The sequence below is a fragment of the Bradyrhizobium altum genome (assembly GCF_020889705.1).
Classification (GTDB): Bacteria; Pseudomonadota; Alphaproteobacteria; order Rhizobiales; family Xanthobacteraceae; genus Bradyrhizobium; species Bradyrhizobium altum.
Genome location: NZ_JACMYP010000270.1, coordinates 1 through 11,798, shown reverse-complemented (window position 1 = coordinate 11,798; position 11,798 = coordinate 1). Strand labels below are relative to the sequence as shown.

Annotated in this window: 10 protein-coding genes; 7 read left to right on the top strand and 3 right to left on the bottom strand. The window is 64.4% G+C overall.

All coding sequences use genetic code 11. The annotated features are described in order from the left end of the window. Positions 1–283: 283 nt before the first annotated feature. The 7 genes from H8B02_RS39180 to H8B02_RS39150 all read left to right on the top strand — a co-directional run bounded on the left by H8B02_RS39180 (position 284) and on the right by H8B02_RS39150 (position 8,710). Complete coding sequence (locus H8B02_RS39180; RefSeq protein ID WP_229171072.1) at positions 284–919, top strand: CvpA family protein; 636 nt, start codon at positions 284–286, stop codon at positions 917–919. 26 nt (positions 920–945) lie between these two features. Beyond that, entirely contained in the window at positions 946–2,523 is a 1,578-nt protein-coding gene (gene purF / locus H8B02_RS39175) for an amidophosphoribosyltransferase (RefSeq protein ID WP_229171071.1), read from the top strand. A gap of 241 nt (positions 2,524–2,764) precedes the next feature. Then, positions 2,765–3,505 carry an SDR family NAD(P)-dependent oxidoreductase gene (locus tag H8B02_RS39170; RefSeq protein ID WP_229171070.1) on the top strand — a complete coding sequence of 247 codons (741 nt, stop codon included), beginning with the start codon at positions 2,765–2,767 and terminating at the stop codon, positions 3,503–3,505. A 221-nt stretch (positions 3,506–3,726) separates the two neighbouring features. Beyond that, complete coding sequence (locus H8B02_RS39165) at positions 3,727–4,863, top strand: NHL repeat-containing protein (protein ID WP_229171069.1); 1,137 nt, start codon at positions 3,727–3,729, stop codon at positions 4,861–4,863. A 172-nt stretch (positions 4,864–5,035) separates the two neighbouring features. Beyond that, entirely contained in the window at positions 5,036–6,262 is a 1,227-nt protein-coding gene (locus H8B02_RS39160; protein ID WP_229171068.1) for an ABC transporter substrate-binding protein, read from the top strand. 124 nt (positions 6,263–6,386) lie between these two features. Further along, entirely contained in the window at positions 6,387–6,773 is a 387-nt protein-coding gene (locus H8B02_RS39155) for a YybH family protein (protein WP_229171067.1), read from the top strand. Between the two features lie 161 nt (positions 6,774–6,934). After that, positions 6,935–8,710 carry a caspase family protein gene (locus tag H8B02_RS39150; RefSeq protein WP_229171066.1) on the top strand — a complete coding sequence of 592 codons (1,776 nt, stop codon included), beginning with the start codon at positions 6,935–6,937 and terminating at the stop codon, positions 8,708–8,710. Here H8B02_RS39150 and H8B02_RS39145 read toward each other — a convergent pair. The 3 genes from H8B02_RS39145 to der are packed head-to-tail and all read right to left on the bottom strand — an operon-like array spanning position 8,675 to position 11,628. Beyond that, complete coding sequence (locus H8B02_RS39145; protein WP_229171065.1) at positions 8,675–8,974, bottom strand: hypothetical protein; 300 nt, start codon at positions 8,972–8,974, stop codon at positions 8,675–8,677. The two genes, H8B02_RS39150 and H8B02_RS39145, sit on opposite strands and share 36 nt — an antisense overlap. Before the next feature lie 27 nt (positions 8,975–9,001). Next, positions 9,002–10,222 carry a TCR/Tet family MFS transporter gene (locus H8B02_RS39140; RefSeq protein WP_229171064.1) on the bottom strand — a complete coding sequence of 407 codons (1,221 nt, stop codon included), beginning with the start codon at positions 10,220–10,222 and terminating at the stop codon, positions 9,002–9,004. 23 nt (positions 10,223–10,245) lie between these two features. Continuing rightward, on the bottom strand, positions 10,246–11,628 hold the full coding sequence (gene der, locus H8B02_RS39135) for a ribosome biogenesis GTPase Der (protein ID WP_229171063.1): 1,383 nt from the start codon (positions 11,626–11,628) through the stop codon (positions 10,246–10,248). Between the last annotated feature and the right edge of the window lie 170 nt (positions 11,629–11,798).

Below are 11,798 nucleotides of genomic sequence, written 5' to 3'. Positions count from 1 at the left end.
GGACGCCCCGAGGTGGCCGGGCCGCACCGAGGGACGACCAGGGCGGCTCCAGGGGCGCTGATGCGGCTGAGAAAAATGCCACACCGGCCCGATTCCGTCGCGAGACCAGCTAAAGCAGGCGTGACGTATCAGCCCCCCGCCGCTATACATCCGGCGCGCGGGACTAGTGGTGTTGCGGCCTTGCCGAATGCCCCCGATGCGCCTCAGTTAGGACGGCACCGACTTTGCCGATTCGCGAGCCCTTAACAGCGGACCCAAACGTACCAGCGGACCTGACCAGCCGATGCCCATAACGATACTTGATCTCGTCCTGCTCGGCGTGATGCTGATCTCGGGCCTGCTTGCCATGGTGCGCGGCTTCATGCGCGAGATCCTGTCGATCGCGGCCTGGGGCGCCGCAGCCTTGGTCACGCTGTATGCTTTCTCGAAGCTGCTGCCGACCGCCAAAACTTACTTCAATAACGACACGGTCGCGGCCGTGGTGGTGGTGGCCGGCGTCTTCGTCGGCACGCTGATCGTGGTCTCGATCATCACGGTGCGGATCTCGGACATGATCCTGGATTCCCGGATCGGCGCACTCGACCGCACCCTCGGCTTCCTGTTCGGGCTCGCCCGCGGCCTTCTGATCGTGGTCGTGGCGTTCATGTTCTTCACTTGGCTGGTTCCGGACAAGCAGCGGCCCGATTGGGTGACCGGCGCGAAGTCCCGGGTGGTGCTGCAGGGAACCGGGGATTGGCTGATGGCGCTCTTGCCTGACGACCCCGAGAACACCATCTTAAAGAAGTTCAAGAAGAATAAGCCGGACGACGATTCTGCGGCTGATACCAACGATCAGGCAACGCCGGCGTCGGGCGATGGCTATAGCAAACCTGCGCGTGACAGCTTGAAAAAGCTGATCGAGAAACCCGCGGGCCGGTAACTTATTTGGGCCCCTTACGAGAGGCGATGAACGAGATGCAAACCCCTTCCGATCACGCCGCCCAAATGGATCTCGACCTGGGCCCGATCGAAACGCAGGACCATCTTCGACAAGACCATCTCCGACAAGATTACCGGGACGACGACCTCAGATACCACCCCGATCTCGATGGCGACACGCTCCGCGAGGAATGCGGCGTGTTCGGCGTCTTCGGCCACCCCGAGGCCGCCGCGATCACCGCGCTCGGCCTGCACGCCCTGCAACACCGCGGCCAGGAGGCCGCCGGCATCGTCTCCTTCGACGGTGGCCGCTTCCACAGTGAACGCCGCCTCGGCCTGGTCGGCGATGCCTTCTCCCGCCGCGAGGTGATCGATCGCCTGCCCGGCAACGCCGCGGTCGGCCACGTCCGCTACTCCACCACCGGCGGCACCATCCTGCGCAACGTGCAGCCGCTGTTCGCCGAGCTCAGCGCCGGCGGCTTTGCGGTCGGCCACAACGGCAACCTGACCAACGGCCTCACCTTGCGCCGCGAGCTGGTCAAGGGCGGTGCCATGATGCAGTCGACCACCGACACCGAGGTGATCCTGCATCTCGTCGCACAGTCCAAGCGCACCCGCTTCATCGACCGTTTCATCGAGGCGCTGCGCACCATCGAGGGCGCCTATGCGCTGGTCGCGCTGACCAACAAGAAGCTGGTCGGCGCCCGCGACCCGCTCGGCATCCGCCCGCTGGTGCTCGGCGATCTCGACGGCCATCCGATCCTGACCTCGGAGACCTGCGCGCTCGATATGATCGGCGCGAAGTATGTCCGCGACATCGAGCCCGGCGAGATCATCGTGTTCGACGAGCGGGGCGCGCACAGCCACAAGCCATTCCCGCCGAAGCCGGCGCGGCCCTGCATCTTCGAGTACATCTATTTCGCGCGGCCGGATTCGATCGTCGGCGGCCGCTCGGTGTACGACGTGCGCAAGGCGTTCGGCGCCCAGCTCGCGCGCGAGAGCCATCCCGAGGTCGACGTCGTGGTGCCGGTGCCGGATTCCGGCGTGCCCGCCGCGGTCGGCTACAGCCAGTATTCCGGCGTGCCGTTCGAGCTCGGCATCATCCGCAACCACTATGTCGGCCGCACCTTCATCCAGCCGACCCAGACCGTGCGCGAGCTCGGCGTGCGCATGAAGCATTCGGCCAACCGCGCCGCGATCGAAGGCAAGCGCATCATCCTGATCGACGATTCGCTGGTGCGCGGCACCACCTCGAAGAAGATCGTGCGCATGATGCGCGATGCCGGCGCCCGCGAGGTGCATTTCCGCCTCGCCTCGCCGCCGATCCTCTATCCCGACTATTACGGCATCGACCTGCCGGACCGCGGGGGCCTGCTCGCCGCGACCCACTCGCTCGAGGAGATGCGCGACATCATCGGCGCCGACTCGCTCGCCTTCCTGTCGATCGACGGCATGTACCGCGCGATGGGGTATGAAGGGCGCGACCCGGCCAATCCGAGATTTGCCGACCACTGCTTCACCGGCGCCTATCCGACCCACCTCACCGACCAGAGCGAAACCGAGGCCCCGCCGCGCCAGCTCTCGCTGCTGGCCGAGGCGAGCTGACGGAGCAATGTCATGCAGCCGATCATGGGCATCCTCTGTGGGGTGCTGCTGGTCGGCTTCATCGTGTTTGCCTTCCGACAGGGCATGAAGGTGACGCCCGACAATTCGGGCAACGGCACCAACAGCAGCAATATGGACCAGGGGCCCGGCCCCTGGCCGAAAGCGCAGGAATTCGTCATGGCCGGGCTTGTCCCGGCCATTTCCGTCTGTAATACCCGCCGCAAGACACGGACGGACAGACATGACAAAACCCCTCACCTCCCGTATTGCCCTCGTGACCGGCGCCTCGCGCGGGATCGGCTATGCAACATCCGTCGCGCTGGCCAAGGCCGGCGCGCATGTCGTGGCGGTGGCGCGTACCCAGGGCGGGCTCGAAGAGCTCGACGACGAGATCCGCAAGGACGGCGGCAGCGCCACCTTGGTGCCACTCTCGCTCACCGATTACGACGGCATCGCGCGGCTCGGGCTCGCGCTGCATGAGCGCCACGGCAAGCTCGATATCCTCCTCGGCAACGCCGGCACTGCCGGCCCGTCCTCACCGCTCGGCCATATCGAGCTGAAGCCGTGGAACGACGTGTTCGCGATCAACGTCACCGCGAATTTCCAGCTGATCCGCTGCATGGACCCGCTGCTGCGCCAGTCCGACGCCGGCCGTGCGGTGTTCGTCACGTCAGGCGTGGCGCACAAGGCCAACGCCTATCTCGGCCCCTATGCGGCCTCGAAGGCCGCGCTGGATGCGCTGGTGCGCTCCTGGGCCAACGAGACCGCCAACACGGCGCTGCGCGTCAATCTGTTCAGCCCCGGTCCGATCCGCACCCGGATGCGCGCGCAGGTGTTTCCCGGCGAAGACCCGATGACGCTGGATACGCCCGACATGGCCGCCGAATTCATCGTGCCGATGTGTTCGCCGGAGTGGACCGAAACCGGCAAGCTCTACGACTACAAAGCGCGCACGCTGCGGAGTTTCCAGCCGCCGGCCTAGGTTGACGAACCGTAGCCCGGATGAAGCGAAGCGTAATCCGGGAAGCGTCTGTCCGCGAAGAGACCGCCCCGGATTTCGCTTCGCTCCATCCGGGCTACGCAACTCCATCCGGGCTACGCGACTCCTCGCGATGACGGCTGGGTGATTGACTCGTTCCCCGCCCCGCGATTGACTGCGCGCCCAAGCGGGACGCCCCGCCAAGAAAAATCTGGGGAGGCATCATGACGCCGACGTTCAATCGCGCGCGCTCCATTCTGTCCGGACTGTTTCTCTCCGCCGGCATCGCATCTTCAACCGTTTTTGGTCAGCCAACGCCCGCCAGGGCCGGCGACGTCCCGACCTTCGCGGTCGATCCGTCCTGGCCGAAACAGCTTCCCAACAACTGGATCATCGGCCAGATCGGCGGCATCACCGTCGACTGGCAGGGGCATATCTGGGTGGTCCACCGGCCGCGCTCGCTGACCGACGGCGAGAAGGCGGCGAGCCTCACCCCGCCGCGCGCGAAATGCTGCGTGGCCGCACCGCCGGTGCTCGAATTCGATGTCGACGGCAATCTGCTGCGGGCCTGGGGCGGCCCCGGCGACGGCTATCAATGGGTCGGCCGCGAGCACGGCATCGAGGTCGACGAACGCGGCTTCGTCTGGATCGGCGGCAATGCCGATGACGACAGCGCGATCCTGAAGTTCTCGCTCGACGGCAAGTATCTCGGCCAGATCGGCAAGATCGCAGCCCGCACCAACAGCAACGACACCACCCAGCTCGGCCGCCCCGCCGAGATGGCGATCGACAAGGATGCCAACGAGCTCTACGTCGCCGACGGCTATGGCAACCGCCGCGTCATCGTGTTCGACGCCAGCACGCTGGCCTACAAGCGACACTGGGGCGGCTACGGCAAGCTGCCCACCGACGACAAGCAGCCGCCTTATGATCCAAGCGCGGCGGTGCAGGAGCAGTTCGGCAATCCCGTGCATTGCATCAAGATCGCCAATGACGGGCTGGTCTATGTCTGCGACCGCAGCCAGGACCGCATCCAGGTGTTCAAGAAGAACGGCACCTTCGTGAAGGAATGGTTCTACGAGAAGAACACCCGCGGCGACGGCGCCGTGTTCGATCTCGCGCTGTGGCCCGATCCGAAGCAGACCTATCTGCTCAACGCCGACGGCGCCAACAACGAGGTCCGCGTGCTGAAGCGCGACGACGGCAGCGTGGTCGGCACCTTCGGCCATAGCGGCCGCAATGCCGGACAGTTTGCCCTGCTCCACGTCATGGCGGTCGATCAGAAGGGCAACGTCTACACCGGCGAGGTCGAGGGCAAGCGGATCCAGAAATTCAAGCTGACCTCGGATGCGCTCAAATAAACGGCACCCAGAGCTTCGGTTCTGATTGAATCATGGCGCTTCGACGCAGTTCATCCGGCTTTATGCGGATTGCCGCTCGCCAAAGGAAAGGGTAAGCGGGAACGCGAACGACCGGCACAAGGCCCCACAAGAGGGCCGTTGCGGAAAAAATTGACAGTGGAGGGAATGTCTCATGACGACGACGCTCGCACGGCGCCACGCCGTGCTTCTCGCTTGCGCTGCACTCGGCCTTGCTACGCCTGCCCTTGCTCAGGACAAGAACGTCAAGATCGGCGTGCTGAACGACATGTCGGGCCTCTATGCCGACATCGGCGGCCCCAATTCGGTGGCCGCGGCCAACATGGCGGTGGAAGATTCCGGCCTGCGCGCCAAGGGCTGGAAGATCGAGGTGGTCAGCGGCGACCACCAGAACAAGCCTGACGTCGGCGTCAACATCGCGCGCAACTGGATCGACAACGACAAGGTCGACATCATCACCGATACGCCGAACTCCGGCGTCGCGCTGGCGGTGAGCAACCTTGCCAAGGAGAAGAACTCGATCGTGCTCAACTCGGGCGCGGCGACCGCCGATCTGACCGGCAAGGCCTGCAACGCCAACACGATCTCCTACACGTTCGACACCTACATGCTCGCCAACGGCACCGGCAAGGCACTGACCAAGGCAGGTGGCGACACCTGGTTCTTCCTCACCGCCGACTACGCCTTCGGCCACGCGCTGGAGCGCGATACCTCGGCGGTCGTCACCGCCAACGGCGGCAAGGTGCTCGGCGGCGTCAAGCACCCGCTCAACACTGCGGACTTCTCCTCGTTCCTGCTGCAGGCGCAGGCCTCCAAGGCCAAGATCATCGGCCTTGCCAATGCCGGCGGCGACACCACCAACGCGATCAAGCAGGCGTCCGAATTCGGCATCACCGCGGGCGGACAGAAGCTCGCGGCGCTGTTGCTGTTCGTCAACGACGTGCACGCGCTCGGCTTGAAGATCGCCCAGGGCCTCACCTTCACCGAGTCGTTCTACTGGGACATGAACGACCAAACCCGCGCCTGGTCGAAGCGCTTCCAGAAGGTTTCGCCCAAGGGCTCGATGCCCTCGATGACGGTGGCCGGCGTCTATGCCGGCGTGCTGCATTACCTGAAGGCGCTCGACGCGATGGGCGGCAATCCGCATGACGGCGCCAAGGTCGTCGCCAAGATGAAGGAGATCCCGACCGACGATCCGCTGTTCGGCAAGGGCCCGCTGCGGATCGACGGCCGCCGCATCATCCCGGCCTATCTGTTCGAGGTGAAGAAGCCGGAAGAGTCCAAGTATCCCTGGGACTATTACAAGCTGATCGCCGCCATCTCGCCGGAAGACGCCGCCAAGCCGCTCGAGGCCAGCGATTGTCCGCTGGTGAAGAAGTAAGCGTCGCGCGACGGCCGGGATTCGGTCCGGCCGTTCACCGCTCAAATAATTCTCTCCGCGTGTCGGATATACGTCCTGGCCTGCGTCCTCCGGGCGCATGTCAGCCACACACGGAGCGAGTTCCATGACGCAATCCGGAGCCGAAAACCAAGTCAGAACAATCATCGAAGCCTGGGCGGACGCCGTCCGCAGACACGACTATGCGGGCGTTCTCGCCCATCACGATCAGGACATCGTGATGTTCGACGTGCCGCCACCGTTCCAGTCACGCGGTCTTGATGCGTACAGGAAGACCTGGGATCTGTTCTTCGGCTGCCAACGCCCTTCCGACGCCTTCGACATCGAGGACATCGCGATCACGGCCGGCGATGACGTGGCCTTCGCCGTCGCGGTGATGCGGTGCGGCGCGCCCGACGCCACGTTTCAGTTCAGGCTGACGATCGGCTTGCGCAAGGTCGATGGTGACTGGTTCATCACGCATGAGCACCATTCGGTGCCGGCGACGGAATAAAATTGGGTGGGTTAGCCGCAGGCGTAACCCGCCACTTTTCGCGGCGGCTTCGGCCCGCACGGACGAAATCCAATGTTCGTCCGCAGGTCCGGTGCTACGCTGCCAAGCCAAGTGGTTGTATGGGCAGGCTACGTTAGAGCCTTCCCAGACGCCAGGCGCTGATGGACGCGATCATGAAAGCCCGCCCCAATTCCAAAATTCGCGTGGTCTTACTCGCTTGCGCGTTCGCAGTGCCCCTTTCGGCAGGTTTTGAAGCACGCGCAGAAAAACGCGTGGCGCTCGTCGTGGGCAACAATGCCTACGAAAGTGTGCCCAAGCTTGAAAGGGCAGTAAACGATGCCAAAGCCGTGTCTTCCGCCCTGGAAATAATGGGCTTTCAGGTTCATCTTGCAACCGACCTTGGTCGCCGCGATTTCATTCGGCAGCTGTCCGCATTCTTGGATCGTGTCGAGCCGGGCGATTTCGCATTTCTCTACTACGCCGGACACGGGATCGAAATCCGGGGGACCAACTACATCCTGCCTACAGACCTGCCGCCCGTTGACCAGGGCCAGGAAAGTCTTCTCACCGGCGAGGCCGTTCCAATCGACAAGATTCTCTCCGATTTGCAGGACCGCGGGGCTCGTGTCACAATTTTCGTCCTGGATGCGTGCCGCGACAATCCATTCAGAGCCGGCGCGACCAGAACTGTCGGGGGTGCGCGCGGGCTCGCTATGGGCACACCTCCAGAAGGAGTTTTCCTTCTTTACTCCGCCGGGGTGGGACAATCGGCACTGGATCGCCTTTCTGATAGCGACTTCGATCCAAACTCGGTCTTCACCCGGGTCTTTCTCAAGGAGATTCAGAAGAAGGACCGTTCGCTAGTCGACGTTGCAAAGTCGATTCAAGTAGCCGTGCGAAACCTTTCGCAAACCGTAAGCCATACGCAGGTGCCCGCCTACTATGACCAGATCATTGGGCAGGTGTACCTAGCGAGCGATGGCATAGCGCCAGCGAAACGCGACCAGGACGAGGCTGTTGCCAAAAACAAGCTTCCTCAACCACCGACTGTTACACAAACACCATCACAGCAGCAACCCGCCATTCGCCCCGCATTCAACAATCGCGCCTTCAGTGAGTACCTTGGGCGACAATCACAGCTGGTCCGCGCCGCTCATAAATGGGCTACCCCGAACGCGGTTGCGATGTGCGACCGCCTTGCCAGCTATGGATTGGACGTCCCTGATTCGCGCGCGCCGCGGGTTGAGTTGAAAGACATCAACATCAAAGAGGCTGCGCCGGCTTGCATCGCCGCCATTCTCCAGGCCCCCGCGACGCCGCGCCTTCGTGCCCAGCTCGCCCGCGCGCTACTGCGATCGCCAAGCAAGGCCGACGGTGTGTACGCCCTCGACATCCTGCTCGATCTCGCGCGGGACGGCTACCCGGCGGGAATGTGGCAGATCGCAATTGCGCATTTGAATGGCGTCGTAGTCAAAGCAGACGCGAGTGCGGCCGCCTCTTGGTTTCGGCGCGCCGCCGACAAGGGTCTCGGGGCTGCGATGTCGGACCTCGCCTATCTTTATGAGAACGGAATAGGAGTTTTGAAGGACCAGGCCGAAGCGGCTCGCTGGTTTGAGCGAGCAGCCGCCAGCGGAAACCCCGGCGGTATGCGCAATTACGCGTTGGTTCTTGACCAGGGTGAAGGTGTGGATCGCGATGCGAGGCAAGCGGCAGAATATCTCCTGACGGCTTTTCGAATGGGGTCTGACTCTGCACGAAAGAGTCTTTTCGAGCTGAACGCCACCTGGCATGCCGACACAAAGAGCGAGGTACAGAAGCTACTGGGAGATTTTGGGCTTTACAGGGGTCGTACCGATGGAGAATTTGACACCGAGACCTTTACTGCCCTCAACGCGCTGCAATCATCGAACCCAGTATTCAACGGTCGCAATGAATAATGCGCCTGCCGGTGCCGCCCCGAGCTTTTGCCGCCGATGCGCATGACTGCGCCGTCGCGCGATCGAACGCGCCCGCACGACATCGGGATCGCTGCCAATCGGCAGCAAAGACACGCCGCCGTCGGGCAGATCAACTGCCATCATTCCTTCAGGCAGTCGCAGAAAGCGCGTGGCCACCGTGTTGTCCGGCAGCGCGACGGAAGCGAGCCTCGCGCGCTTCTTTTTTGCCACGCCGAACTCTACCCGCCAGCGGAACAGCAGCACGCCCTTGGAGCTACGCTCTCTACGAAGCTACGTTCTCTTTGCCGCCGTCGCGCGCCAGGCGATGGCGAGCGCGAGCAGCAGCAGCGCGCCCGCCAGATAGAACGGCGCACCGGGCAGCTTCACGGCCACGTTGTCGCCGATGAAATAGGCGAAGGTCAGCGTGAACAGGAACGGGCCGATCAATTCCGACATGCTCTGCACGCTCGATGTCGCGCCCTGCAACTGGCCTTGTTGATCGGCGGCGACAAGTTGCGTCGTCAGGGCCTGCGTCGCGGCGGCCGAGATGCCCCAGAACGCCATCACGGGAATGCCGATCCAGAACAGCTGCCCGGTCGGCGCCGCGCCGAAGATCACGAAGCCCAAGGCGCCGCAGACGAGACCGAGGAACAGCGCGTTGCGCTCACCGAGGCGCTGCACGATCGGGCCGATCGCCGCGCCCTGCACGATCATGCCGCAGAGGCCGACCAGCGCGAGCGTCGCGCCGACGGTGCCGGTATCCCAGCCATAGCGATAGGTGGCGTAGAGCACGAACACCGAGGGCAGCACGACATGCGCGAGTTGGCCGAAGAACGTCGCCAGCGACAGGCCGGCCAGCGTCCGGTTCGCGCGCAGGAAATGCAACGCGCCGATCGGATTGGCGCTCTTCCATTTGAACGGCGCACGCCGCTCGACCGGCAGCGATTCCGGCAGGATGAGCAGGCCATAGAGCCCGTTGACGAAGCTCAATCCCGCCGCCGCCCAGAACGGCAGCCGCGGATCGATCTCGCCGAGCAGACCGCCGAGCGCCGGTCCCATGATGAAGCCCGCGCCGAACGCGACGCCGATCTTGCCGAACATCGCGGCGCGTTGCTCCGGCGCAGTGACGTCGGCGATATAGGCGAACACGGTCGAGACGCTCGACGAGGTGATGCCCGAGATCGCCCGCCCGACGAACAGCCAGATCAGGTTCGGCGCCAGCGCCATCAGCACGTAGTCCGCGGCAAGGCCGAAATTCGACAGCAGCACCACCGGCCGGCGGCCGAAGCGATCGGACAGCGCGCCGAGGATCGGCGAGCAGACGAACTGCATCAAGGCCCAGATCGAGCCGAACACGCCGAAGATGCGTGCCGCGTTCGCGGTGTCGTTGTTGACGAAGCCTTCGATCAGCTTGGGCAGGATCGGGATGATGATCCCGAGCGCGAGCATGTCGAGCAGCAGGGTGATGAAGATGAAGATCACGGCGCCGCTGCGTGCCTGCGGCACCGACATTGCGTCAGCTCCCGCCTCTCCGCTCACGACGGCCGTTTGCGCTTGTAGGCGAACGGATTGGCCTTCTCGCGCAGCGTGATACGGATCGGCGTGCCCGGCAGATCGAAGGTCTCGCGCAGCGAGTTGGTGAGGTAACGCAGATAGGATCTCGGGATCGCATCGGCGCGCGAGCAGAACAACACTAAGCTCGGCGGGCGCGCCTTCACTTGCGTGATGTAGTTCAGCTTCAGCCGGCGGCCCGAGACGGCCGGCGGCGGGCTGGCCTGGATCGCCTGCTCGAACCAGCGATTAAGCCCCGCGGTCGGCAGGCGCCGGTTCCAGACCGCATAGGCCTCCTGGATCGCAATCATCAGGCGGTCGATGCCCTCACCCATCAGGCCGGAGACGGCGACGATCGGCGCGCCCTTGACCTGCGGCAGCCAATGGTCGGCATCGGTGCGCAGCTGCGAGATCTGGTTGGGCTTGCGCTCGACGAGGTCCCATTTGTTGACCGCGAGCACGATGGCCCGGCCTTCGCGCTCGATCAGGTCGGCGATGCGCAGATCCTGCTCCTCGAACTTGTTCTGCGAGTCCATCATCATCACGACGACTTCGGCGAAGCGCACCGCACGCAACGCATCCGCGACCGAGAGCTTCTCCAGCTTCTCCTCGATCCGCGAGCGGCGGCGCAGGCCCGCGGTGTCGAACACGCGGAACTGGCGACCCTGCCAGGTGATCTCGACCGCGATGGAATCGCGCGTGGTGCCGGCCTCGGGACTGGTCAGCAACCGCTCCTCGCCGAGCAGATGATTGATCAGCGTCGACTTGCCGGCGTTGGGCCGCCCGACGATGGCAACGCGGATCGGGCGCTGCGCGGCCTCCTCCTCCGAAATGTCCTCGTCGTCCTCGACCTCGTCGTCTTCCTCTGGTGTCGCGGGCACCAACGCGCTCAGCGCCTCGTGGAGGTCGCCCATGCCCTCGCCGTGCTCGGCCGATATCTGCACGGGATCGCCGAGGCCGAGCGCGTAGGATTCCATCGCGCCGATCTCGCCATGCTTGCCCTCGGCCTTGTTGGCGACCAGCACCACCGGCTTGTTGGCCTTGCGGGCGAAGTCGGCGAAGGCGCGATCGGTCGGCGTCAGGCCGACGCGGGCGTCGATCACGAACATCAGGGCGTCGGCGAGCGCGATCGCGGTTTCGGTCTGCTCCTGCATCCGCGCCGTCAGCGAGCCCTTGGCGCCCTCATCGAGCCCCGCAGTGTCGATGATGGTGAAGTCGAGATCGTAGAGCCGGGCCTGGCCCTCGCGGCGGTCGCGGGTCACGCCGGGCTCGTCGTCGACCAGCGCGAGCTTCTGGCCGACCAGCCGGTTGAACAGCGTCGACTTTCCGACATTGGGCCGGCCGATAATGGCGATGGTAAAAGACATGGATCATCCCGGCGCCGCGGCGCGGCGCGCGTCTAATGAATTGAAGCAGGAGCCTAGCGGCTAAATCCACCGCTCGGTAGCGGCGCGGGGAACGCGCCGCCGGATTGTTGCGTGGTCTGGGTCCGTTGGGCCGGCGCCGCAGGCTGCGCCTGCTGGTCGTCGGCCGGCGG

What these genes read in the sequence shown, in the direction of transcription:
- H8B02_RS39160 (WP_229171068.1), top strand. Translation starts at nt 5,036, where the DNA reads ATGACGACGACGCTCGCACGGCGCCACGCCGTGCTTCTCGCTTGCGCT.
- H8B02_RS39165 (WP_229171069.1), top strand. Translation starts at nt 3,727, where the DNA reads ATGACGCCGACGTTCAATCGCGCGCGCTCCATTCTGTCCGGACTGTTT.
- H8B02_RS39180 (WP_229171072.1), top strand. Translation starts at nt 284, where the DNA reads ATGCCCATAACGATACTTGATCTCGTCCTGCTCGGCGTGATGCTGATC.
- H8B02_RS39170 (WP_229171070.1), top strand. Translation starts at nt 2,765, where the DNA reads ATGACAAAACCCCTCACCTCCCGTATTGCCCTCGTGACCGGCGCCTCG.
- H8B02_RS39150 (WP_229171066.1), top strand. Translation starts at nt 6,935, where the DNA reads ATGGACGCGATCATGAAAGCCCGCCCCAATTCCAAAATTCGCGTGGTC.
- purF (WP_229171071.1), top strand. Translation starts at nt 946, where the DNA reads ATGAACGAGATGCAAACCCCTTCCGATCACGCCGCCCAAATGGATCTC.
- H8B02_RS39140 (WP_229171064.1), bottom strand. Translation starts at nt 10,222, where the DNA reads ATGTCGGTGCCGCAGGCACGCAGCGGCGCCGTGATCTTCATCTTCATC.
- der (WP_229171063.1), bottom strand. Translation starts at nt 11,628, where the DNA reads ATGTCTTTTACCATCGCCATTATCGGCCGGCCCAATGTCGGAAAGTCG.
- H8B02_RS39155 (WP_229171067.1), top strand. Translation starts at nt 6,387, where the DNA reads ATGACGCAATCCGGAGCCGAAAACCAAGTCAGAACAATCATCGAAGCC.